Source organism: Streptomyces sp. DG2A-72, assembly GCF_030499575.1.
Taxonomy (GTDB): Bacteria; Actinomycetota; Actinomycetes; order Streptomycetales; family Streptomycetaceae; genus Streptomyces.
Window position 1 is genome coordinate 3,387,724 of the sequence record NZ_JASTLC010000001.1, and the last position, 22,362, is coordinate 3,410,085.

A 22,362-nucleotide genomic window follows, 5' to 3' on the forward strand; every position below is an offset into this window, starting at 1 on the left:
ACAGAAACCCGTCGCGCCCCCGCCCCGGCGAAATTCCCTCGCCGGTTCCGCAACGCCCTGATAGGCATGGGCCATGGGCACAGACAGCGCGACGGGCGCCATGACCGACCTGCGGGTGCTGCGGCAGGACGAGTGGAACACCTTCTACGACACCCTGATCCGCGCCTTCGGCGGGGTCCCGGAGCCGGCCGAGGAGCGGGAGCTGTGGAACTCGCTCACGGAATTGGACCGCTCGATCGGCGCCTGGGACGGTGACCAGTGCGTCGGCACGGCCGGCGCGTTCACCTTCCGGCTGACCGTGCCCGGCGGCGCCTCGGTGCCCGCGGCGGGCGTCACCATGGTCAGCGTGGCCGCCACCCACCGGCGGCGCGGTGTGCTGACGTCGATGATGCGGCGGCAGCTGGACGACGTCCGTTCCTGGGGCGAGCCGCTCGCCGTACTGACCGCCTCCGAGCCGGAGATCTACGGGCGGTTCGGGTATGGCGTCGCGACGTTTCACGCCAACGTCGAGATCGACACGAGTCGTGTACGGCTGTCCGTGCCGCCCGGCACCGACGACGTACGGCTGCGGTACGCGGCGCCGGCCGACGTGCTCGACGTATGCGAGGCGGTGTACGCGCGGGAGGTGTCGCTGCGGCCGGGCATGCTGGCCAGGCAGCCGGGCTGGGCGCGGGCCGGGCTGCTCGACCCGGAGAGCGAACGGGAGGGTGCGTCAACGCTGCAGTGTGTGGTGGCGGAGCGGGACGGCGAGGTCGTCGGGTATGCGCGCTTCCATGTGAAGCCCGAGTGGGACATCACCGGGCCCAGGGGCACCGTGCAGCTGCGGGACGCCTTCGGGGTGGACCCCGCGGCGCACGCGGCGCTGTGGCGTTTCCTGTGCGACATCGACCTCACCTCGACGCTGAGTGCGCGCGGGCGGCCGCTGGACGAGGCGTGGCAGTACATGGTGTCCGACATCCGGCGGTGTTCGCTGCAGGTGCGGGACTCGCTGCACGTACGGCTGGTGGATGTGGGGGCGGCGCTCGAGGCGCGGAGGTATCAGGCCCCGGTGGACGTGGTGTTCGAGGTCGAGGACGCCTTCTGCCCCTGGAACACGGGGCGTTGGCGGCTCACCGGCGATGCGAAGGGGGCGTCCTGCGCGCGTACGGAGGACGCGGCCGATCTCGCCCTGTCCGTACGGGAGTTGGGGGCGGCATATCTCGGCGGCGTGACCCTGGGCGCGCTGGGGGCGGCCGGGCGGGTGCGGGAGCTGCGGGACGGGGCGCTGGCGGAAGCGTCCGTGGCGTTCGCGTCAACCGTGGCGCCCTGGCTGCCGCACGGGTTCTGACGTCTGATCAACTCCGCTGGCAGCTCTGGCAGTTGGGGCACCAGAAGAGGTTACGGGCGGCGAGATCGGCGGTGCGGATCTCGCCGCCACAGATGTGGCAGGGCAGGGTGGCCCTGCGGTACACGTAGACCTCGCCGCCGTGGTCGTCGACGCGGGGCGGGCGGCCCATCGCCTCCGGGGTGTGCTCCGAGCGGACGGTGTCGATCCGGTTGTTGCGGACGCCCTCGCGCATCAGCTCGACGAGGTCGGTCCAGATCGCGTCCCACTCGGCCGGGGTGATGTCCTTGCCTTCGCGGTACGGGTCGATGCCGTGCCGGAACAGGACCTCGGCACGGTAGACGTTGCCGACGCCGGCGATGACCTTCTGGTCCATGAGGAGCGCGGCGATGGTGGTGCGGCTGCGGGAGATACGCCGGTAGGCCGCCTCCCGGTCGGCGTCCGTGCGCAGGGGGTCCGGGCCGAGACGGGCGTGTATCGCGTCCTTCTCGGCGTCCGTGATCAGGGCGCAGGTCGTGGGGCCGCGGAGATCGACGTACGACGTGCTGTTCGCGAGGCGGAGGCGGACGGTGTCCGTCGGCGGGGGTGCGGGGGCGTCGCCGAAGTTGACCTTGCCGAAGAGGCCGAGGTGGATATGGATCCAGTCGGCGTCCCGGAAGCCGAGGAAGAGGTGCTTGCCGTGGGCGTCGGCGGTACGGAGGACTTCGCCGGTCAGGAGGGTGGCGGCGTCGGAGAACTTGCCCTGGGGGCTGGTGACGTGGGTTGTACGGCCGGAGAAGCGGTCCCTGTAATCCAGCGCCAGCCGGTGAATTGTGTGGCCTTCGGGCAAGTCCCGCGATCCTTTCCCTGGGGCTCCGCCCCAGACCCCGCTCCTCAAACTCCCCCAGAGGGGGCACCCCCAAGAGGCTAGTTCTGCTGCGGGTGGTGCGCCGGGATCGGCGGGAGGGCGCCCGTCGTCTCGTAGTCGCCCAGCATCTCGATCCGCCGCGCATGGCGCTCGTCGCCCGAGAACGGTGTGCCGAGGAAGGTCTCGACGAACTTGGTCGCCTCCTCCGTCGTGTGCATGCGCGCGCCCACCGCGACGACGTTGGCGTTGTTGTGCTGCCGGCCGAGCGACGCCGTCTCCTCGCTCCAGGCGAGGGCCGCACGGACCCCCTTGACCTTGTTCGCGGCGATCTGCTCGCCGTTGCCGGAGCCGCCGATCACGATGCCGAGGGAGTCGGGGTCGGCCGCGGTGCGCTCGGCGGCGCGGAGGCAGAAGGGCGGGTAGTCGTCCTGGGCGTCGTAGATGTGGGGGCCGCAGTCCACGGGGTCGTGGCCGGCCGCCTTGAGCCACTCGACGAGGTGGTTCTTGAGTTCGAAGCCCGCATGGTCGGAGCCGAGATACACGCGCATGGGGAGAGTGTGACACGGGTGTTTCCGGGCGGCAGCCTCGGGGCCGGGCCAGGAAAAGTGTGAGCAACACTACAGAACCTCAGGGAAACCTCAAGTAACGATCTGGAATCAAAGGTTCAATAATCTGTTCGCCTCCGATTCACTGGACCGATTCGTACGCCCCCGTGCCCCGCTCGCACGGAGTCTGCTCGTCCGGCGCAAAGGAAATCCCCTCTATGACCTCGCAGCCGACCCTTTCCAAGGCCAGCAAGGACCCAGGAGCCACCGGCGATCCCGGTACCGGCCTCCAGGCAGGTCTCAAGAACCGCCATCTGTCGATGATCGCCATCGGCGGTGTCATCGGAGCCGGGCTCTTCGTCGGCTCCAGTTCCGGTATCGCCACCGCCGGACCCGGCATCCTCCTGTCGTACGCCCTCGTCGGCACGCTCGTGGTGCTGGTGATGCGGATGCTCGGTGAGATGTCGGCGGCCAACCCGACCTCGGGTTCGTTCTCGGCGCACGCCGACCGGGCGCTCGGGCGCTGGGCCGGGTTCTCCATCGGCTGGCTGTACTGGTTCTTCTGGGTCGTGGTGCTGGCCGTCGAGGCGACCGCCGGTGCGGTGATCCTGGAGGGCTGGATACCCGCCGTCCCGCAGTGGGCCTGGGCCCTGATCGTGATGGTGGTGCTGACCGCCACCAACCTCGTCTCCGTCGGGTCGTACGGCGAGTTCGAGTTCTGGTTCGCCGGGATCAAGGTCGTGGCGATCGCCGCGTTCATCGTGATCGGCGGGCTGGCCGTGTTCGGGCTGCTGCCGGGCGTCGACAGCGAGCAGGCCGGGCTGAGCAACCTCACCGACCACGGCGGATTCCTGCCGAACGGGCCGGGCGCGATCCTCACCGGTGTGCTGCTCGTCGTCTTCTCCTTCATGGGAAGCGAGATCGCCACGCTCGCCGCCGGTGAGTCCGAGAACCCGCAGCAGGCCGTCACCAAGGCCACCAACAGCATCATCTGGCGGGTCGCCGTCTTCTACCTCGGCTCGATCTTCGTCGTGGTCTCCCTGCTCCCGTGGGACAGCAAGTCGATCGCCGACGACGGTTCCTACGTCGCCGCTCTCAACTCCCTCGGCATCCCGCACGCCGGTCAGATCATGAACTTCATCGTGCTGACCTCGGTGCTGTCCTGCCTCAACTCCGGCCTCTACACGGCCTCCCGCATGGCCTTCTCGCTCGGCCAGCGCGGTGACGCGCCCAAGGCCTTCGCGAGGACCACCAACCGTGGTGTGCCGCTCGCGGCGATCATCGCCTCCGTCGTCTTCGGCTTCGTCGCGGTCTTCTTCAACTACAAGTTCCCGGACTCCGTCTTCCTCTTCCTGGTCAACTCCTCCGGCGCCGTGGCGCTGTTCGTCTGGCTCGTCATCTGCTTCTCGCAGCTGCGCATGCGGAAGATCATCCAGGCCGAGGCACCGGAGAAGCTGGTCGTCCGGATGTGGCTGTACCCGTATCTGACCTGGGCCACGGCCGCGCTGATCGTGTTCGTCCTCGGCTACATGCTCACCGACACCGAGCACGACGGACGCAAGACGGTACTGCTGTCGCTGCTGGTCGCCGCGGTCGTACTGGCCATCGCCTTCGCGAAGGAGAAGGCGGCCCGCAGGCGTACGACCGTCTGAACAGGCTGAGGGAGCCCCGGGGGGCTCCCTCACAGCACGGTGAAGGTGTTCTTGACCTTCTTGTACGTCTTCAGCGCCTGCGCCTCGATGTCCGGCTGGTACCACGTGTTGACCTGGTACGTCTTTCCCTCCACGGTGAAGCCCAGCAACTGGGCGTGCCAGGGGACGCCCTTGAGCGTGAAGGTGTACTCCCAGACGACCGCCGGGTAGCCCCGGAAGGTCGTCTTCTGCAGGCGGATCTTCTGGTACGCCTGTCCTCGGCGGGCGTTCTGCTCCGAGGTCTCCCAGTTCTCCAACAGGTCGCCGCGGGCCAGCGAGGACTTGGTGGCGAGTTCCTGTTCGGCGTCGGGGGACGTGTAGTGCACCTCCGAGCCGGTCTTCGTATCCCGCCGCCAGCCGTCGGGCGGCACCCAGGCGTATCCGCCCGCTTCCTTCCGGGCACCCGGCGGCAGGGTCTGCGGCCTGGAGGTGCCTTCTACGGTCGACGAGGGCGTGTCGCGCGGGGGCGTGGACGCTCCCGCCTTCTTGTCGTCCGGCGACCCGGAGTTCAGCACCAGGACGACCGCGATCACGGCCCCGGCGGTGACCGCTGCCACGGCCGCCAGCGGGCCCGTACGACGGCGTCCCCGTCCGGGGCCGGCCGGGACGGCGGGGCCCGGGAGTTCGCCGGGCGGCATCGCGACCGGCTGGGCGGCGTACGGCGGACTGTGCTCGTGCGTCGCCGCCTCGGCGCGTACGAAGGAGACACCGGTCCTGCCGCGTGCCGCCGAGTTGGCGGACGGGGTCTCGGAGCGCGTCTCCGAGCGCAACTCGGAGGCGGCTTCAGTGGAGGCGGATGCGGGAGTGGGGGCAGGGTCGGAGGCGGGGACAGAGGTGCGGCTGCGACCGAAGTCGTGGGTGTCGGCACGTCGTTGTGGCTGAGGGTGGGGCTGGGGAGGTTTCGCGTCCTCGACGGGTTCGGGTCGCGACTGCCTGGGGTCGCGCGGGGCGGGGATGCGGTGGGGCTCGATGAGGGCCGGAGTGGGTGACTCCGGCGGCTGCGGGGCAGCGTCCTGTGGCTCCGGTTCCGCGCGCGTGTGCGCCGCTTCCTGCTTCTGTTCCTCTTCTCCTTCTACGGCTTGTGGTGCGGCGCCGGTGTCGCTCTCCGCGGCGACGGAACGCAGCGTGGACTCCAGGTCGTCCAGGCCCGGCCGGACCGACGGCTCCTTCTCCAGGAGGGCGGCCAGGATCGTGGCCAACATGCCTGCGGAGGAGGGGATTTCGGGCTCCTCGTACAACACCGCGTGCAGCGTGGCCAGGGTGGTGTCGCGGGAGAAGGGGGATCGGCCGCCCATCGCCGCGCAGAGTGTCGCGCCGAGGGACCAGATGTCGGAGGGCGGGCCCTGGGGGCGGCCGGAGACGCGCTCGGGGGCCATGTAGTCGGGCGAGCCGACCAGCATGCCGGCCATGGTGAGCGCCTTGGCGTCCTGGATGGCGGCGATGCCGAAGTCGGTGAGGACGACGCGCTGTCCGCCGCTCTCGACCAGGACGTTCCCGGGTTTGATGTCGCGGTGCAGCACGCCGCGTGCGTGCACCTGGCGCAGCGCCTCCACCAGGCCGAGTCCGATCCGTGCCGCCTCGCGCTGTCCGAGCGGCCCGTCCTCGGCCATGATCCGTTCCAGGGAGCGGCCGGCGATCAACTCCATGACGATCCACAGGCGTTCACCCTCGTCGACCACGTCATACACCCGCACGACGTTGGGGTGGTCGATCCGGGCGGTGGCCCTGGCCTCACGCAGGGTGCGTTCCCGGCGGGTGCGCGCGTCCTCGGCATCGAGGCCGTCGATGCGCATTTCCTTCACGGCGACCTGACGATCGAGCATTTCATCGGCGGCTCGCCACACCCGCCCCATTCCCCCCTGGCCAATACTTTCGACCAATCGGTAGCGCCCCGTCACCAGTAACCCAGGAACCCCGCCGCTCCTCGTGTTTTCCGTATTCCCCGGCAATCCGCTGCACCCCCTCAACTACTCCTCGTCTGAAACACAATGGTCACACTTCAGGCCGTACCAGCATAGTGCGGAGAAATCTTGTGGTAGCTCTTCAAGTACTGCGAATTCAGGCGCAGGCAAGGGGGACGAACATGAGTTCTCGTCGTATGACGACCATCGCGGGATCGCTGGTTGCGGCATCCCTCTCGACGGTGATGGTCCTTTCCGTCACCGCCAGTGCGGATGACCAGGGGCCCGGAAGCAGCAAGGGGGGCAAGGCCGTTGACGAGGCGCCGGCGGATGTCGAGCTGACCACACTGCTGCCCGAGGAGATCTCGGTCGACAACAGTTCACAGGAAACGGCGATGACCGCCACGGTGAAGAACGAGGGGACCAAGGACAGCGGCAATATCAGGCTCTGGGTCGTCGGCTTCGACGGCCTGACCGTAAAGAACGTCCAGGGGTGTTCGCCGATTGCGGAGGGCGATCTTCCCGAGGGCTCGAACAGCGGTTACACCTGCCCGATCGACAATCTCGCGGCCGGTGATTCCAAGTCGTACGACGTCGACGCGACGTACGACGTGAGCCAGACCGGAGCGAAAACCGGAAAGATCTGTCTGCCCGTGCAGAACAGTGACGGAAGCAAGACATTCTGGCAACAGGGCCCGGTGCCGTTCGGCACGACGAACCCGTCACCGGACGCCCCGGCCACCCCGCTGCTGCTCGGCACCGACAACACTCCGGTGGCACCGGGGAGCGACGAGTTGCCGAAGACCGGTCTCGGACGTGACGTCCTGCCGCTCGGCGCGGCGGGCACGGCGCTGATCACGGCCGGTGCGGCCGGCCTGTGGTGGTCGCAGCGGAGGCGCGAGACCTGAGCCTCAGTACAAAAGCAACCGGGGTGCGGCAGCCTGCCGCACCCCGGTTGCTGTCTGCTCACAACAGCCAGTGCCTCAACGCTTGTTGACGAACTTCCAGGCCGTCGGCAGCAGCCCCATCGCCAGAGCCGCCTTGAGGGCGTCGCCGATCAAGAACGGCGTCAGGCCGGCCGCGATCGCCGCGGACGCGGACATGTCGGCGGCGAAGGCGAGATACGGCACGCCGATCGCGTAGATGATCGCCTCGCCGAGCAGCATCGCGCCCGCCATGCGCAGGACGGAGCGGTCGGCGCCGCGGCGGGCCAGGGCGCCGACGACGGTGGCCGCCAGCATCATCCCGATGATGTAGCCGAAGGAGACGGAGACCCCGGACGCCCCGTTCGCGAACCACGGCACCCCGGCAAGGCCGGCCAGCGCGTACACGACGAGCGAGAGCAGGCCGCGCCCGGCGCCGAGGCTCGTGCCGACCAGCAGCGCGGCGAAGGTCTGTCCGGTCACCGGCACCGGGGAACCGGGCACCGGCACGGCGAGCTGGGCGGCGAGGCCGGTGAGCGCGGCGCCGCCCAGCACGAGCGCGGCGTCCCGGACGCGGGAGGCGGGGAGGAGGTCGGCGAGGACCTGCCCGGTGCGGGCGGGCGCGGCGACGGCAGCGGTACTCATGGGGACTCCGGGTGAGGGCGGTTCGGGACACCGTGACGCTAACCCAGGGCACCTGAGCGCAGCACCGTCACCGCTCGACAAAGGCCGGAGCGCGACTGTGGTGGGCTCCTGACAAAGAGTGCCGGTTACACGTGATCCGGCGTGATACCGGTCACTGAGGTAAAGCCGTGTGGGTCACCAATACGGGCGTATGCAGGCACTGTAGGGTCTCACCAATCCGGAACCCGCTGCTCCCTTTTACACTCCTGAGGTCGCACCCCCTCACGCATTGGACGAGCCGCGCCCATGCCCAGCACCACCGTCGAGACTCCGCCCGAGGCGGGCGTCTCCCTCTCCCACGGCCTGAAACAGCGCCATCTGTCGATGATCGCCCTCGGCGGTGTCATCGGCGCGGGCCTGTTCGTTGGCTCCGGCGCCGGTATCGCCGCCGCCGGACCCTCGATCGTCGTCGCCTACGCCCTATCCGGCATCCTCGTGATGCTGGTGATGCGGATGCTGGGCGAGATGTCGGCCGCGTATCCCTCCTCGGGCTCCTTCTCCGCGCACGCCGAGCGCGCGATCGGCCCCTGGGCGGGCTTCACGGCCGGCTGGTCCTTCTGGGTTCTGCTCTGCACGGCCGTAGGCCTGGAGGGCATAGGCGCGGCGAAGATCGTGACGGGCTGGCTGCCCGGCACGCCGGAGTGGGCCTGGGTCGCCCTCTTCATGGTGGTGTTCTGCGGCACGAACCTGGCAGCCGTGAAGAACTTCGGCGAGTTCGAGTTCTGGTTCGCCGCACTGAAGGTCGGCGCGATCACGCTGTTCCTGGCGCTGGGCGTGCTGGCGATCACCGGCATCCTGCCCGGCACGGACTCCCCCGGCACCGCCCACCTCACCGACTTCCTCCCCAACGGCGGCGAGGGCCTGGTCATCGGCCTGCTCGCGTCCGTCTTCGCATACGGCGGACTCGAGACGGTGACGATCGCCGCGGCCGAGTCCGAGAACCCCGTCCGGGGCGTGGCGAGCGCGGTCCGCACGGCGATGTGGCGCATCGCCCTCTTCTACATCGGCTCGATGGCCGTCATCGTCACCCTGGTCCCCTGGGACTCCAAGGAGGTCGTCGAGAAGGGCCCGTACGTCGCCGCCCTCGACGAACTCGGCATCCCCGGGGCGGGCCAACTCATGAACGTGGTGGTGCTCGTCGCCCTCCTGTCGGCGATGAACGCCAACATCTACGGCGCCTCCCGCATCGCCTACTCGCTCGTCGAACGCGGCCAGGGCCCGAAGGCACTCGGCAAGGTCTCCTCGGGCGTGCCCCGGACCGCCGTGCTCACCTCCTCCCTCTTCGGCTTCGGCTGCGTCCTGCTCAGCTACTGGCGCCCCGACGACGTCTTCTCCTGGCTCCTGAACATGATCGGCGCGGTCATCCTGGTCGTCTGGATCTTCATCGCCGCCTCCCAACTCCGCCTCCGCCACCGCCTGGAACGCGAGGCCCCGGAAAAACTGGTCGTCCGCATGTGGGCCTTCCCCGCCCTCACCTGGGTCGCCCTCGCCGGCATGGCAGCGATCTTCATCCTGATGGCCCGCGAGCCCGACACCCGGGTCCAGCTGTACTCGACGGGCGCGATGACGCTGGTGCTGGCGGGGGCCGGGTATGGGTGGCAGAAGGTGCGCGCCAAGCGCTGACGCCCCTGCGACGGCACCAATGCCCCCGGGTGATCCACCCGGGGGCTTTTTGCTGTTAGCTTGTTATTGCAAACTACTTGCAACAAGCCTGAGGGGACCCTTCATGCCCGTCTACACACTCCCGGAACTGCCCTACGACTACTCCGCGCTCGCCCCCGTGATCAGCCCCGAGATCATCGAGCTGCACCACGACAAGCACCACGCGGCCTACGTGAAGGGCGCCAACGACACGCTGGAGCAGCTCGCGCAGGCGCGGGACAAAGAGTCGTGGGGATCGATCAATGGGCTGGAGAAGAACCTGGCCTTTCATCTCTCCGGGCACATCCTGCACAGCATCTACTGGCGGAACATGACGGGTGACGGCGGTGGCGAGCCGCTGGAGAAGGACGGGGTGGGGGAGCTCGCGGATGCGATCGCCGAGTCCTTCGGGTCCTTCGCCACCTTCAAGGCGCAGCTGTCCAAGGCGGCCGCGACGACGCAGGGTTCGGGCTGGGGTGTGCTGGCGTACGAGCCGTTGAGCGGGCGGCTGATCGTGGAGCAGGTCTACGACCACCAGGGCAACGTCGGGCAGGGCGCCACGCCGGTCCTCGTCTTCGACGCCTGGGAGCACGCCTTCTATCTGCAGTACAGGAACCAGAAGGTCGACTTCATCGAGGCGATGTGGCGGGTCGTCAACTGGCAGGACGTGGCCCGGCGTTACGAGGCCGCCAAGTCCCGCACGGACGTGCTGCTGCTTACGCCCTGAAGCCCTGAGACGTCCTGCCTCGTGATCGTCTTCTCACCGTTCACGTTCGGCAGGCGGATGAAGGAGCCGACCCCGCGAGGACGTGACTCGCGGGGTCGGCTCTGTAGGTCACGGCAGGTCCGGCTCGCAGGGCACGTTGAGGGAGAGAAGGGCCGCGGATCCGTCGGTGTTCATGCGGAGTTCGGTGAGCGCCGTGTTGTGGAGTTTCGGGAAGACGCGGCGGTATTCGCCCAGTGGGATGGACAGCAGGCTGCACAGCACGAGGCGGAGCAGGGTGTTGTGGGCGACTACGAGGACGCGTTCGCCGGGGTGGGCGGCGGCGATGCGGCGGAGGGCTGCCGTGCCGCGGGCCGCGGCGGTCACCGGGTCCTCGGCCTCGGGGAAGGGGTTCGCTGCCGGGTCGGTGCGGAACGCCTTCGCGCGTTGGGGGTTCTCGGCCACGAACTCGGCGAGCGTACGGCCCTCCAGGACCCCGAAGTCGCATTCGGCCAGGGCGGGTTCGCGGTGCGGGGTGAGGCGCAGGGCGCGGCAGGCGGGCTCCGCGGTGGCGATGGCCCGGGAGAGCGGGGACGTCCAGATCGCGTCGACCGGATGGGCCGCCGCCCAGCGGCCCAGCGCCTCGGCCTGGGCGCGGCCCGTGTCGGTCAGGGCGATGTCACTGACTCCGGCGTAGCGGTTCTCGGCGTGCCAGACGGTCTGGCCGTGGCGGGCCAGGAGGAGGGTGGTGGGGGTGCTCATGCTCCGGCAGTATCCATGGCGACCTCATGGCTCGGCAGCATCCAGGGTGAGCGTCATGGCTCGGCAGCATCCACGATGAGCCTCAAGGCTCGGCAGCATCCACGATGAGCCTCAAGGCTCGGCAGCATCCACGATGAGCCTCAAGGCTCGGCAGCATCCACGATGAGCCTCAAGGCTCGGCAGCATCCGCGGTGAGCCTCATGGTTCGGCCGTATCCATGGTGAGGCGCGCGCGGGCGTGTGCCGCGACCTGTGTCGGTAGCCAGCCGCGCGCCTCCAGTTCGTCGACGAGCCGGGCGTACGGCTCGGCGAAGAGGACCGTGCGGTCGGGGCGGGGGTCGACGACGGTCCGGATGCGGACCATCCGTTCGGCTGTGCCGGCTAGCGAGGTGCCGCCTCCGGTGCCGTACGCCGCCAACGCGGCCATGCCCAGCGCCGGTTCCGTCTGTTCCGGTACCCGGGCCGTGCGGCCCAGGACGTCGGCGCGCAGCTGGTTCCAGTACGGGCTGCGGGCGGCGCCTCCGGTGAAGGTGAGGGTGCCGTCGAGCGGGGCGCCCAGGTGGTGCAGGTAGTCCAGGCAGAGGCGCTCGGCGAAGGCGACGCCCTGCAGCAGCGCGGCCCACAGGTCGGCGTCGCAGCTGGGTTCGCCGAGGACGACGGCGGTGGCGGCCGGGGCCAGGAACGGGAAGCGTTCGCCCGGCGAGGCCAGCGGGTAGGTCACGGCGCCGGACGGTTCGAAGGCCGCCGCTCGTGCGTCCATGGCGGCCGGGTCGGCACCCGAGAACGCGGCGGTGAGCACGCCCGCGCCGACACTGGACGCCCCGCCGGGCAGCCACCCCCCGTCCGGCGCACGGTGGTTGTAGACGACGCCGGCCGGATCCCGGACGGGGTGCGAGGTGGCGCCCTTCAGCACCAGCGTCGTCCCGAGCACCGCGTTCCAGGAGCCCTCGCGCAGTGCGCCGGAGGCGATCTGGGCCGCGCAGCCGTCGGTCATCCCGGCGATGACCGGGGTGCCGGCGGGGATGCCTGTGGCCTCGGCGGCGGCCACGCAGACCTCGCCCAGCCGGGTGCCGGGCGGTACGACGTCCGGGAGCGCCCCGTCCGGCAGGCCGAGGATGTCCGGCCAGGCGTCGCGCTCCACGTCGTACGCCGTCTTCAGCGCATGACTGGAGTCGGCCGGCACCCGCCGGCCCACGAGCCGTGCGGTGATCACGTCGGGCTGGTGGGTGAGCCGTCCGGGTCCGTACGTCTCCGCCAGCCACCGCGCCTTCGGCAGTGCCCAGGTGTCCTGCACCGACAGCCCCGCCGCCCGGGCCTTGGCTCCCTGCTCGCCCGCCCGCCCGTCGTCGTACATCAGGGCCGGGCTGATCGGCTCCCCTGAGATGTCGGTCAGCAGTACCGTCCCGGACGTCCCGCACACCGCGACTCCGCGCACCTGTGCGTGCCGGGGCAGCGCGGCCTGGGACGCCGCGCACACCGCGTCCCACCACTCCCCCGGATCCTGCTCGTGCCGTACGCCGTCACGCCGACCGGTCAGCGGGGCCGTACCCCTGCCCAGGACCGTGCCGTCCGCGGCGACGAGCAGCGCCCGGACGCCCTGCGTCCCCAGGTCGATCCCGAGCCATGACTCCATCGGACCTCCCACACCTGGCCGTGAATTTCTCACTCTGCACCGAGGTTTCCACCTGCGCGAGGGATTGACGCCCCTCTTCCGCCGTTCCACCCTCTGTTAACGAGTCGATTCGACGTGTTAACCCACGAACCCGGCGGTCACGGATGAACATGCAGGTGCGTGACGGCCACCGCTTCCTCGCCCCCGCTGCTCACGGCGTGCGTCCAGGACGAAGGATCGGGCGATGAGCAACGCACAGCGGGGGCCCGCTGCCCGTCAGGCCGCCATGGCGGAGCAGGTCCTGGCCGACGGCTCGGCGACGGCCGCCGAGTTGGCCGAGCGCTTCGGGGTCAGCCTGATGACCATCCACCGGGACCTGGACGAGCTCGAACGGCAGGGGATCGTACGGAAGTTCAGAGGTGGCGTGACGGCGCAGCCGTCCGGGGTGTTCGAGTCGAATGTGCAGTACCGGCTGAAGACCATGCGGGCGGAGAAGGCCGCGGTCGCCGGGCATGCGATGAAGTCGATAGAGCCGGGTATGGCGATCATGCTCGACGACTCCACCTCCACCCTGGAGATAGCCCGCAGGCTGCGGCTCGGCGAGGTGACCCCGCTGACGGTCGTCACCAACTTCCTGGAGGCGATCAACCTCCTCTCCGACCAGCGCGGCATCCACCTGATGGCCCTCGGCGGCGACTACGATCCGCTGCACTCCTCCTTCCTCGGCGTGTCCTGCGTGGAGGCGGTGCAGTCGCTCCGTGTCGACGTCTGCTTCGCGTCCACGTCGGCCGTGCACGGGGGCTACGCCTACCACCAGGAACAGCACATCGTGTCCGTGAAGCGGGCGATGCTCGACTCGGCCGCGCGGAACGTCCTGCTGATCGACCACACCAAGCTCGCCCGGGTCGCCCTGCACCGGGTGGCCCCGCTCTCCCGCTTCGATCTGCTCCTCGTCGACGACGGGGCGTCGGCCGAGGCGCTGCGGGACCTGGACGAGCACAAGGTCCGTTACGAGGTCTGCGCGACGAAGGGCAGCGGCCATGACCCAGCTGGACTTGCGTGAACTGCCCGACGTCATGTCTTCGACGCCGACGGGAGACGCACTGCGATGAACGGGACGCTACGAGTCGTCGCCGCCGGAGATCACTTCGTACTGCCGTCGCTGATCGCGTCGGCGGTGGGCGAGGAACTTCGCGACCACCCCTGTGACGTACGGGAGCTGACCCTCGGCTGGCCCCTCGAACCCTTCGGCCCGGTCGCCGAGGTGACGGAGGCGAGCGACGCCGAAGATGTACTGATCGAGGCGTTGTCGGACGACCGTGAGGTACTGGTCACGCAGATGGCCCCGGTCACCGAGCGCGTCCTCGCAGCCGCCCCGTCCCTCCGCCTGGTCGTGGTGTGCCGCGGCGGCCCGGTCAACGTCAACCTGGACGCGGCCAAGTCCCGTGACGTACGGGTGTGTTTCTCACCCGGCCGCAACGCCGCCGCCACCGCCGAGTTCACCGTCGGCCTGATGCTGGCGGCCCTGCGCCGTATCCCGCAGGCCCATGACCTCCTCGCCCGGCAAGGGAGTTGGCAGGGGGCGACCTACTACACGTACGAGCACAGCGGCCTGGAGCTGGAGGACCTGCCCGTCGGGCTCGTCGGCTACGGGGCGGTCGGCAGCAGAGTGGCCCGCGTCCTGTGCGCCTTCGGCGCACGGGTCATGGTGTACGACCCCTACGTCCACGGCGAGATCCACGGACTGCGGCTGTCGTCCCTGGACGAGTTGCTCACCCGCTCCCAGGTGATCACCCTGCACGCCCGCCTCACCCCCGAGACCCGCGGCCTGATCGGCGCCCGCGAACTGGCTCTCCTCCCGCCCGGCGCGGTCGTCGTGAACGCGGCCCGCGGCCCTCTCCTCGACGAGGACGCCCTCTGCAACGTGCTGGAGAGCGGACGGCTGTCGGCGGCGGCACTGGACACATACGAGCGGGAGCCGCTCCCCGCCGGCTCACGGCTGCCGGGCCTCGCGGAACGCGTCGTACTGACCCCGCACTTGGGCGGCGCGAGCCGAGCGACGGCCGAGAAGGCGGCGGCGATCGCGGCCGGCGAGGTCGGACGGTGGGTGCGCGGGGAGCCGCCGGCGCACGGCTTGGGGTGAGGACTGGAGGTAGGGCTCTATGTACATCGGGATCGATGTGGGCACGTCCATGGTCAAGGCAGCGGCCTTCGGCCGTAGCGGCCGTGAACTCGCCGTCGAGGCACGGCCGGTGCGGCTGTCCCTGCACGGCGGGTTCGTCGAGCAGGACATGGAGGACGTGTACGGGGCGGTGGTCGCCGTACTCGACGCGCTGACCGCCCGCTTGCCCGAGGAACAGGTCGAGCTGGCAGGCCTCACCGGTCAGGGCGACGGAGTATGGCTGGTCGACGACTCGGGGCGTCCGATCCGCCCCGCCGCCTCCTGGATGGACGGCCGCGCCCATGAACTGCTCGACCAGTGGCAGGCGGACGGCACCTTCGAGACGGTGTTCCGGCGCACCGGCAACGCGATGTTCCCGGGCTGTCCGGGGCCGCTCCTCGCCTGGCTGGACGCGCACGAGCCGAAGTCGCTCGACGCCGCGAAGGCGGCCGTGTACTGCAAGGACATGGTGTTCCAGCGGCTGACGGGGGCGGCGCGGGCGACGACGGACGTGTCGGACGCGTCGATGCCGTTCCTGGACCCGAGGTCGCGGTCGTACGACAACCGGGTGGTGGAGCTGCTGGGGCTGACCCACCGGCGGGCCCTGCTCGCCCCCGTCAGCGACCCACTGGCTACAGCCGAGGCACGCGGCGAAGGGCTGCCGTCGGGCACCCGGCTCGCGAACGGCCCCTACGACCTCCCCGCCAGCGCGCTCGGCGCCGGCGTCACCTCCCCGGGCGACGGTCTGCTGATCGTGGGCACATGCCTCGCCGCCCTCGTCGCGACGGCCGACCTGGACCTGACCGGCGAGCCCGCCGGCCTGTACATCTCCACCGACCGGCCCGGCCACTGGCTGCGTGCGATGCCGGCGATGGTCGGGACGGCGGCGCTGGACTGGGTGCTGTCGACGACGGGCGTCGCGCATGAGGAGGTGGACGCCCTGCTGACCGACACCCCGCCCGGCGCGCACGGCGTCCGCGTCCTGCCGTACTTCGCGCCCTCGGGCGAGCGCGCGCCTTTCGTCGAGCCCGGCCTGCGCGCCGAACTCACCGGCGTCAGCCTGGAGTCGACCCGTGGCGACCTGGTCCGCGCGACCTGCGAGGGCATCGGTTATGCCGCCCGGCACTGTCTGGAGGCGGCGGGTCTGACGGGGTCGCTCGCGGTGTGCGGGGGCGGTACCCGCAGCCATGCCTGGATGCGGCTGCTCGCCGATGTGCTGGGCCGGCCGCTGCGGGTGGTCGAGGGCGAGGTGGGCGCGCGGGGCGCGGTACTGGCGGCGGCCGAGCGGTACGGGGTCGCGCTGGACGAGGGCGCGTGGACGGAGCCGACGGAGGTCGTCGAGCCGGACGCGGGGCGGGCCGCGTATTACGCGCGGGCGTATCGGGACCATTTGACCCGGCTGGCGCAGGCGCGGGCCGCAGTCGGCGCCGCGGGGCGGACCGCCTGATGTTCCGGCGGTGCCCGAACTGCGGTGGCGGCCCGCTCCAGGAGTTCCGCGAGCTGGATGACGCGGAGAAGGAGATCGTCCGGCAGCGGAAGAAGGAGTTTCCGCCGGAGGCCTACGTCCGGTGCGCCCGCGACGGCTGCAGACGGTTCCAGCGGAAACTCAAGTGGGACGACGGCGGGAACTTCCCCGAGTGATCCCGACCGGCGGTGATGCTTACAGGTTGCTGAAGTCCGGCCCCTTCGTCCGCGTGCGCTTGATCTCGTAGAAGCCGGGGACCGAGGCCACGGCGAGGGTGCCGTCCCAGAGGCGGGCGGCCTCCTCGCCCTTGGGGGCGGGGGTGACGACCGGGCCGAAGAAGGCGATCTGCTCGCCGTCGGCGCCGGGCACGGCGATGACGGGGGTGCCGACGTCCTGGCCGACCTTGTCGATGCCCTCCTTGTGGGAGGCGCGCAGCTCGGCGTCGAACTCGAAGTCCTCCTGGTCGAAGTAGTCGATCAGGTCGGCGGGCAGGCCGGTCTCGGCCAGGGCGCCGACGACGGCCTCACGGGTCGGGCCCTCACCCTGGTTGTGGATGCGCGTGCCGAGCGCGGTGTAGAGAGGGCCGAGAACTTCGGAGCCGTGCTTCTGCCAGGCCGCGGTGACCACGCGAATCGGCTGCCAGGCGGTGGTGGCGAGCATCTCCCGGTACTCCTCGGGCAGCTCGTCCACCTTCGGCTCGTTCAGTACGGCCAGGCTCATGATGTGCCAGCGGACCTCGATGTCCCGGACCTTCTCCACCTCCAGCACCCAGCGGGAGGTCATCCAGGCCCAGGGGCACAACGGGTCGAACCAGAAGTCGACGGGGGTCTTGTCCGACATGTCTCTCCTCATGAGGCGGGCAGGTCTCCGCGGAACGTCTGGGGAACGTCCCTGCTCGCCCGGCCATTCCCTGATGCCGCGTGTCAGGGCCACATGGCAGGATCAGTGCTGTCCGCATACTGAACACACCCCCGAGGGAGTGCCGCCCGTGCCCGGTGAGAATCTGTCCCGCGACGAGGCCCGGGAGCGGGCCGCCCTGCTCTCCGTCGACGGGTACGACGTGTCCCTCGACGTGCGCTCCGCCATCGGTGGCGGGGACGGCGAGGACGGGGCGCCGCGCACCTTCCGTTCGGTCACCACGATCCGCTTCCGCTGCGCCGAGCCCGGCGCCACCAGCTTCGCGGACCTGATCGCGCCGAGCGTGACGGCCGTCTCCCTCAACGGCAAGGACCTCGACCCGAGCGAGGTCTTCGACGGGACTCGGATCACCCTGGAGGACCTCGCCGCCGACAACGAACTCGTCGTCGACGCCCAGTGCGCCTACTCCCGCACCGGCGAGGGCCTGCACCGCTTCGTCGACCCCGAGGACGGCGAGGTCTACCTCTACACGCAGTACGAGCCCGCCGACTCCCGCCGCGTTTTCGCCAATTTCGAGCAGCCGGACCTCAAGGCCCCGTTCCGCTTCGAGGTGCGGGCGCCTCAGGAGTGGACGGTGTGGAGCAACGGCGTCGGTGAACTCGCGGACGGGGTATGGCGTTTCGCGGAGACGAAGCCGATCTCGACGTACATCACGTGTGTGGTGGCGGGCCCGTACCACTACGTCACGGACTCGTACTCCCGTACGTTCACCGACGGCACGACGCTGGACATCCCCCTCGGCGCCCTGTGCCGCAAGGGACTCGCCCCCTACTTCGACGCCGACGACGTGTTCCTGGTGACCAAGCAGGGCCTGGACTTCTTCCACGACCACTTCGACTACCCGTACCCCTTCGGGAAGTACGACCAGGCGTTCGTGCCCGAGTACAACCTCGGCGCGATGGAGAACCCGGGACTGGTCACCTTCCGGGAGGAGTTCATCTTCCGGGGCAAGGTGACGCGGGCGTCGTACGAGGGCCGCGCGAACGTCGTGCTGCACGAGATGGCGCACATGTGGTTCGGCGACCTGGTCACCATGGAGTGGTGGGACGACCTGTGGCTGAAGGAGTCGTTCGCCGACTTCATGGGCGCGTTCTCGCTGGTCGGCGCGACCCGCTTCCAGGACGGCTGGATCACCTTCGCCAACCGCCGCAAGGCGTGGGCGTACCGCGCGGACCAGCTCCCCTCCACGCACCCCATCACGGCGGACATCCGTGACCTCCAGGACGCGAAGCTGAACTTCGACGGCATCACGTACGCCAAGGGGGCTTCGGTCCTGAAGCAACTCGTCGCCTACGTCGGTCAGGACGCGTTCCTGGAGGGCGCGCGGCGCTACTTCAAGCGGAACGCGTACGGCAATACGCGCCTCGGTGATCTGCTGTCGGTGCTGGAGGAGACCAGCGGGCGGGACATGGCCGCGTGGGCGCGGTCCTGGCTCCAGACGGCCGGGGTCAACTCGCTGACCCCGCAGGTGCTGCTGCGCCCGGACGGCCGGATCGACGAGCTGGCGGTGGTGCAGGAGGCCCCCGAATCGCACCCTGAGCTGCGGCCGCACCGGGTGGCCGTGGGGCTGTACCGGCGTTCCGAAGGCGGGGCGCTGGAGCGGTACGCGCGCGCCGAGGTGGACGTCGACGGGCCGCGTACGGTCGTGGCGGAGCTGGCGGGTGCTCAGGCGCCGGAGCTGGTCCTGGTCAACGACGACGACCTGACGTACTGCAAGATCCGCTTCGACGACACCTCGCTGGCCACGCTGAAGGACGGTCTCGGCGGGATGACCGACCCGCTGGCGCGGGCCCTGTGCTGGTCGGCGCTGTGGAATCTCACCCGGGACGCGCTGCTGCCGGCGCGGGACTTCATCGGGCTCGTGCTGCGGTTCGCGGGGCGCGAGTCGGACATCGGGGTGCTCCAGATGCTGCACGCCTGGGCGAACTCGGCGCTGGTGCACTATGTGGCGCCCGGGTGGCGGCCGGTCGGCAAACGGCTGCTGGCCGAGGGCGCGTTGCGTGAGCTGCGGGGTGCCGCGCCGGGCAGCGAGCACCAGCTGGCGTGGGCGCGGTTCTTCGCGACGGTGGCGGCGGGCGAGGGCGATCTGAAGCTGCTGAAGGGGCTGCTGGAGGGCACAGAGACGATCGAGGGCCTGGCGGTGGACCAGGAGCTGCGCTGGGTGTTCCTGGAACCCCTCGCCGCGCACGGGGTCGCCGGCGAGTCGGCGCTCGCCGCCGAACTGGCCCGCGACGACACCGCGTCCGGCAAGCGCCACCAGGTCCGCTGCCTCGCCGCGCGCCCGTCGGCCGCGGTCAAGGCGCAGGCGTGGGCGCAGGTCGTCGAGTCCGACGCGCTGTCCAACGCGCTGGTCGAGGCGACGATCGCGGGGTTCGGGCAGCCGTCGCAGCGGGAGCTGATCGCGCCGTACGCCGAGAAGTACTTCGCGGCCATCGAGCGGGTGTGGTCCGAGCGGTCGATCCAGATCGGGATGGACGTGGTGCGGGGGCTGTTCCCGGGGTTGCAGGACTCCGAGGAGACCCTGGCGGCCACGGATGTCTGGCTGTCGGCGCACGGGACGGCGGCACCGGCCCTGCGGCGGCTGGTGCTGGAGGCGCGGGACGATCTGGCGCGGGGGCTGCGGGGGCAGGCGTGCGATGCGGCGGCCGACGGCCGGTGATCCATGGCCCGTAGGACCTTTGGCCAACGATCACGGCCTTCCGTGACCGTTACGGAATTCAGGCAATAGCAGCCGTAACCCCTGGTCCAACCCGAACGGACCAGGGGTTTTCCGTGCCTACTCGGCATCCGAACACTCGTCCTTTAGTGCCAGGTTGTCCGCTTTTGTCGACGGGCGTGTAACAACGGTTAAAGGGCGGATCGGACGCGGGAACCTCCGGGTCATGAACCACAACACCCCGCTCTCCCCCCGCCCCCTCCGCCACCTCTCCGAGGTGCACCGCCGCGTCATGACCGCGGCCCAGCTGCGCTCGCACGGTGTGTCCGCGGCCGACGCGAACGACCAGTGCCGGCCCGGCGGCCCCTGGCAGCAGATCCTGCCGGGCGTCTTCCTGCTCCACCCGGGCCCGCCGACCGGCGAGGAGCGGCTGCACGCGGTCCTGATGTACGCGGCACGCGAGTCGTCCCCCGGCGTGCCGGCCCAGCCCGGCGCGGACGACCCGCACCGACCCGGGTACACGGAGGCCATGATCACGGGCCTCGCGGCGCTGACCCTCCACGGTTTCGCCTCCGCTCCCCCGCTGCTGTCCCTGGAGAAGCTCGACGTCCTGGTCCCCCGGCTGCGCCGGCTGCGCTCCACCGGGCCGGCCCGGATCGTCCGTACGGCGGCCCTGCCCACCCCGCAACAGATCACCGGCGTGCCCGTGGCCCCCGTCCCCCGCGCCCTCGCCGACGCGGTCTCCGGCCTCGCGGACGCCGGCGCCGTACGCCGCCTCCTCACCGAAGCCGTGCGCGCCGGTCACTGCGAACCGGCCTCCGTCGTCCGGGAGTTGAACAACGCCAAGCTGCTCAGCCGCCCGCATGTCGTCGACGCGGTGGACTCCCTGCTGGCCGAGGGCCGCGCGATCGCGGAGGACCGGCTGTACCGCATGGTCCGCGAGTTCGGCCTGCCCGACCCGGTGTGGAACGTCGACCTGCGGCTACCCGGTGGACCTCACCTCGGCGGCCTGGACGCGTACTGGCCCGAGCAGGCGGTCGCCGTGGAACTGGACACCCGGGCTCCCCGCCAGGACGAGGACGCCCTGTGGTCCGAATACGCCCGCAAGCGCGAGCACTTGGAGCGCCTCGGCATCACCGTCGTCCACATCACGCCGAAGAAGCTCCGGGACTCGATGGAGCAGCAGGCCACGGTCGTCCGTACGGCCCTGATGGCGTCGGCGGACCGCGATCCGGCCGCGTATGTCGTGGTGCTGCCCCGGTAACGACGGACCGGGACCGGCATCAGGAGGGGAGAGGAGGGGCGCCGGGCCTGAGCCCGGGGCTCCTCCTCATGCGCACGTCCTGAATGCGCGCCCTGCATCGGCTTCGCCTTCAAGTCCGCGCCGCCACGACCGCCAGGGTCCTGGTGAAGTACTGCGACCGACGGCCCACTTCAGCGCCTCCCGCTGAGCGCTTCGCGGCCGAGGCCCTCGACCGCCACCGTGGCGGCCTTGGCGAGGAGCGCGTCGTCCCGCTCGGCGTCCTTCTTGCCGCGGGTGGACAGGACCGTCATGACGATGGGATTGCCGCCGTCGTCCGGCCAGACCACGGCGATGTCGTTGCGTCCGCCGTATCCGGCGGTGCCGCTCTTGTCGGCGACGTCCCAGGCCTTGGGGACGCCGGCCCTGATGAGGGTGCGGCCGGTCATGTTCGTGGTCATCCACTGCCTGAGGAGCCGGCGTTCGTCGCTCTTGAGGGCGTCGCCGAGGAGGAAGGCGCGCAGGCTTCCCGCCATCGCGCGGGGTGTGCTCGTGTCGCGGATGTCGCCCGGGGTGCCCTCGCTCATCTCCGTCTCGTAGCGGTCCATCTCGGTGACGTCGTCGCCGAACCCCTCCAGCACCTTCTCCAGGCCGTCGGGGCCGCCGAGTTCGTCGAGGAGCAGGTTGACGGCCGTGTTGTCGCTGTACCAGAGGGTCGCGGCGCACAGGCCCCGCAGGGTCATGCCGGTGTCGACGAAGTTCTCGGAGACGGGCGAGTTCTCGACCAGGTCGTCGCGGGAGTACTTGACCACCTTGTCGATGCCGTCCGTGCCGTACTTCCGGAGGATGGCGCCTGCCGCCAGCGCCTTGAACGTGGAGGCGTACGCGAACCGGTCGTCCGCGCGGTAGCCGACCGAGCGGCCTGTGCCGGTGTCCAGGGCGTAGACACCGAGCCGTGCGTCGAACTGCCGCTCCAGGGAACGGAATTCGGCAGCGGTGGGTTTCGTGGCCGCCGCCGGTGACGCGGATCTCGCCGCACCGGCGGATGAGCCGGTCCCGGACGCGGATTCCTGACCGCACGCCGGCAGCACGGCGAGGGCGAGCAGTCCGGCCGCCGCCCAGGCGGCGCCTCGGCGGATGCGAAGCGGATACGTCATGGATGAACCTCCAGGCCGTCGAAGGACAGGTGGGCGGTGCGGGCCCGGGAAGCCCCGGGCCGCGACCAACTCTCCGGCCCGCGGGGTGCCGAGGTCCAAGACGCGGACGTTCAACTCCATGCTGTTTTGGCAT

The 22,362-nt window shown here is 70.3% G+C and carries 19 protein-coding genes; 11 read left to right on the forward strand and 8 right to left on the reverse strand.

What is annotated here, in order from left to right:
• Nucleotides 1–73: 73 nt before the first annotated feature.
• Nucleotides 74–1,327 carry a GNAT family N-acetyltransferase gene (locus QQY66_RS16100; RefSeq protein ID WP_301981032.1) on the forward strand — a complete coding sequence of 418 codons (1,254 nt, stop codon included), beginning with the start codon at nucleotides 74–76 and terminating at the stop codon, nucleotides 1,325–1,327.
• 7 nt (nucleotides 1,328–1,334) lie between these two features.
• Here QQY66_RS16100 and QQY66_RS16105 read toward each other — a convergent pair whose 3' ends face one another.
• Both QQY66_RS16105 and QQY66_RS16110 read right to left on the reverse strand, forming a co-directional pair.
• Nucleotides 1,335–2,153: an Fpg/Nei family DNA glycosylase gene (locus QQY66_RS16105; RefSeq protein ID WP_301981033.1), complete on the reverse strand. Its 819-nt coding sequence runs from the start codon at nucleotides 2,151–2,153 to the stop codon at nucleotides 1,335–1,337.
• A gap of 77 nt (nucleotides 2,154–2,230) precedes the next feature.
• Nucleotides 2,231–2,719, reverse strand: a complete 489-nt coding sequence (locus tag QQY66_RS16110; RefSeq protein WP_301981034.1) for a ribose-5-phosphate isomerase — start codon at nucleotides 2,717–2,719, stop codon at nucleotides 2,231–2,233.
• Nucleotides 2,720–2,934: 215 nt separating this feature from the next.
• Between QQY66_RS16110 and QQY66_RS16115 the strand changes: the two genes are divergently transcribed.
• The gene (locus tag QQY66_RS16115) at nucleotides 2,935–4,368 is read left to right on the forward strand and encodes an amino acid permease (RefSeq protein WP_301981035.1); all 1,434 of its coding nucleotides are present in this window, start codon (nucleotides 2,935–2,937) and stop codon (nucleotides 4,366–4,368) included.
• A gap of 29 nt (nucleotides 4,369–4,397) precedes the next feature.
• On the opposite strand, the gene QQY66_RS16120 is transcribed toward QQY66_RS16115, so the two are convergent.
• Complete coding sequence (locus QQY66_RS16120; RefSeq protein ID WP_301987336.1) at nucleotides 4,398–6,308, reverse strand: serine/threonine-protein kinase; 1,911 nt, start codon at nucleotides 6,306–6,308, stop codon at nucleotides 4,398–4,400.
• Nucleotides 6,309–6,490: 182 nt separating this feature from the next.
• On the opposite strand from QQY66_RS16120, the gene QQY66_RS16125 reads away from it, so the two are divergent.
• Nucleotides 6,491–7,216 carry an LPXTG cell wall anchor domain-containing protein gene (locus QQY66_RS16125; RefSeq protein WP_301981036.1) on the forward strand — a complete coding sequence of 242 codons (726 nt, stop codon included), beginning with the start codon at nucleotides 6,491–6,493 and terminating at the stop codon, nucleotides 7,214–7,216.
• A 75-nt stretch (nucleotides 7,217–7,291) separates the two neighbouring features.
• Here the strand turns inward: QQY66_RS16125 and QQY66_RS16130 are convergent, their stop codons facing one another.
• Nucleotides 7,292–7,876, reverse strand: coding sequence for a biotin transporter BioY (locus tag QQY66_RS16130; RefSeq protein WP_301981037.1), 585 nt, complete (start codon nucleotides 7,874–7,876; stop codon nucleotides 7,292–7,294).
• Nucleotides 7,877–8,161: 285 nt separating this feature from the next.
• Between QQY66_RS16130 and QQY66_RS16135 the strand changes: the two genes are divergently transcribed.
• Together QQY66_RS16135 and QQY66_RS16140 are read left to right on the forward strand one after the other, a co-directional pair.
• A complete protein-coding gene (locus QQY66_RS16135; RefSeq protein ID WP_301981038.1) occupies nucleotides 8,162–9,538 on the forward strand; it encodes an amino acid permease in 1,377 nt (458 codons plus the stop codon).
• 103 nt (nucleotides 9,539–9,641) lie between these two features.
• Nucleotides 9,642–10,283, forward strand: coding sequence for a superoxide dismutase (locus QQY66_RS16140; RefSeq protein ID WP_301981039.1), 642 nt, complete (start codon nucleotides 9,642–9,644; stop codon nucleotides 10,281–10,283).
• A 108-nt stretch (nucleotides 10,284–10,391) separates the two neighbouring features.
• Here the strand turns inward: QQY66_RS16140 and QQY66_RS16145 are convergent, their stop codons facing one another.
• Nucleotides 10,392–11,021 carry a histidine phosphatase family protein gene (locus QQY66_RS16145; RefSeq protein WP_301981040.1) on the reverse strand — a complete coding sequence of 210 codons (630 nt, stop codon included), beginning with the start codon at nucleotides 11,019–11,021 and terminating at the stop codon, nucleotides 10,392–10,394.
• Between the two features lie 198 nt (nucleotides 11,022–11,219).
• Nucleotides 11,220–12,653, reverse strand: coding sequence for an FGGY-family carbohydrate kinase (locus QQY66_RS16150; RefSeq protein WP_301981041.1), 1,434 nt, complete (start codon nucleotides 12,651–12,653; stop codon nucleotides 11,220–11,222).
• A gap of 223 nt (nucleotides 12,654–12,876) precedes the next feature.
• On the opposite strand from QQY66_RS16150, the gene QQY66_RS16155 reads away from it, so the two are divergent.
• From QQY66_RS16155 to QQY66_RS16170, 4 genes are read left to right on the forward strand one after another with little or no spacing between them, the layout of a single operon-like run.
• Nucleotides 12,877–13,695, forward strand: a complete 819-nt coding sequence (locus QQY66_RS16155; protein ID WP_301981042.1) for a DeoR/GlpR family DNA-binding transcription regulator — start codon at nucleotides 12,877–12,879, stop codon at nucleotides 13,693–13,695.
• Nucleotides 13,696–13,740: 45 nt separating this feature from the next.
• On the forward strand, nucleotides 13,741–14,775 hold the full coding sequence (locus tag QQY66_RS16160) for a 2-hydroxyacid dehydrogenase (protein ID WP_301981043.1): 1,035 nt from the start codon (nucleotides 13,741–13,743) through the stop codon (nucleotides 14,773–14,775).
• A 19-nt stretch (nucleotides 14,776–14,794) separates the two neighbouring features.
• Complete coding sequence (locus tag QQY66_RS16165) at nucleotides 14,795–16,240, forward strand: FGGY-family carbohydrate kinase (protein WP_301981044.1); 1,446 nt, start codon at nucleotides 14,795–14,797, stop codon at nucleotides 16,238–16,240.
• Complete coding sequence (locus tag QQY66_RS16170) at nucleotides 16,240–16,434, forward strand: hypothetical protein (protein ID WP_301981045.1); 195 nt, start codon at nucleotides 16,240–16,242, stop codon at nucleotides 16,432–16,434. Before QQY66_RS16165 ends, QQY66_RS16170 begins: the two co-directional genes overlap by 1 nt.
• Nucleotides 16,435–16,453: 19 nt before the next feature.
• Here the strand turns inward: QQY66_RS16170 and QQY66_RS16175 are convergent, their stop codons facing one another.
• Nucleotides 16,454–17,098 (reverse strand): DsbA family protein, encoded by a 645-nt coding sequence (locus tag QQY66_RS16175; RefSeq protein WP_301981046.1) that lies wholly within the window; start codon nucleotides 17,096–17,098, stop codon nucleotides 16,454–16,456.
• Nucleotides 17,099–17,246: 148 nt separating this feature from the next.
• Here QQY66_RS16175 and pepN point away from each other — a divergent pair, with 148 nt between their 5' ends.
• Complete coding sequence (gene pepN / locus QQY66_RS16180; protein WP_301981047.1) at nucleotides 17,247–19,835, forward strand: aminopeptidase N; 2,589 nt, start codon at nucleotides 17,247–17,249, stop codon at nucleotides 19,833–19,835.
• Nucleotides 19,836–20,058: 223 nt separating this feature from the next.
• The gene (locus QQY66_RS16185; RefSeq protein ID WP_301981049.1) at nucleotides 20,059–21,096 is read left to right on the forward strand and encodes a hypothetical protein; all 1,038 of its coding nucleotides are present in this window, start codon (nucleotides 20,059–20,061) and stop codon (nucleotides 21,094–21,096) included.
• Nucleotides 21,097–21,266: 170 nt separating this feature from the next.
• On the opposite strand, the gene bla is transcribed toward QQY66_RS16185, so the two are convergent.
• Entirely contained in the window at nucleotides 21,267–22,229 is a 963-nt protein-coding gene (gene bla, locus QQY66_RS16190; RefSeq protein WP_301981050.1) for a class A beta-lactamase, read from the reverse strand.
• Nucleotides 22,230–22,362 lie beyond the last annotated feature (133 nt).

Excerpts from the sequence above, each read along its gene's own strand:
- QQY66_RS16100 (WP_301981032.1), top strand. The coding sequence starts at position 74 with ATGGGCACAGACAGCGCGACGGGCGCCATGACCGACCTGCGGGTGCTG.
- QQY66_RS16110 (WP_301981034.1), bottom strand. The coding sequence starts at position 2,719 with ATGCGCGTGTATCTCGGCTCCGACCATGCGGGCTTCGAACTCAAGAAC.
- QQY66_RS16115 (WP_301981035.1), top strand. The coding sequence starts at position 2,935 with ATGACCTCGCAGCCGACCCTTTCCAAGGCCAGCAAGGACCCAGGAGCC.
- QQY66_RS16125 (WP_301981036.1), top strand. The coding sequence starts at position 6,491 with ATGAGTTCTCGTCGTATGACGACCATCGCGGGATCGCTGGTTGCGGCA.
- QQY66_RS16130 (WP_301981037.1), bottom strand. The coding sequence starts at position 7,876 with ATGAGTACCGCTGCCGTCGCCGCGCCCGCCCGCACCGGGCAGGTCCTC.
- QQY66_RS16135 (WP_301981038.1), top strand. The coding sequence starts at position 8,162 with ATGCCCAGCACCACCGTCGAGACTCCGCCCGAGGCGGGCGTCTCCCTC.
- QQY66_RS16140 (WP_301981039.1), top strand. The coding sequence starts at position 9,642 with ATGCCCGTCTACACACTCCCGGAACTGCCCTACGACTACTCCGCGCTC.
- QQY66_RS16145 (WP_301981040.1), bottom strand. The coding sequence starts at position 11,021 with ATGAGCACCCCCACCACCCTCCTCCTGGCCCGCCACGGCCAGACCGTC.
- QQY66_RS16150 (WP_301981041.1), bottom strand. The coding sequence starts at position 12,653 with ATGGAGTCATGGCTCGGGATCGACCTGGGGACGCAGGGCGTCCGGGCG.
- QQY66_RS16155 (WP_301981042.1), top strand. The coding sequence starts at position 12,877 with ATGAGCAACGCACAGCGGGGGCCCGCTGCCCGTCAGGCCGCCATGGCG.
- QQY66_RS16160 (WP_301981043.1), top strand. The coding sequence starts at position 13,741 with ATGAACGGGACGCTACGAGTCGTCGCCGCCGGAGATCACTTCGTACTG.
- QQY66_RS16165 (WP_301981044.1), top strand. The coding sequence starts at position 14,795 with ATGTACATCGGGATCGATGTGGGCACGTCCATGGTCAAGGCAGCGGCC.
- QQY66_RS16170 (WP_301981045.1), top strand. The coding sequence starts at position 16,240 with ATGTTCCGGCGGTGCCCGAACTGCGGTGGCGGCCCGCTCCAGGAGTTC.
- QQY66_RS16175 (WP_301981046.1), bottom strand. The coding sequence starts at position 17,098 with ATGTCGGACAAGACCCCCGTCGACTTCTGGTTCGACCCGTTGTGCCCC.
- QQY66_RS16185 (WP_301981049.1), top strand. The coding sequence starts at position 20,059 with ATGAACCACAACACCCCGCTCTCCCCCCGCCCCCTCCGCCACCTCTCC.
- bla (WP_301981050.1), bottom strand. The coding sequence starts at position 22,229 with ATGACGTATCCGCTTCGCATCCGCCGAGGCGCCGCCTGGGCGGCGGCC.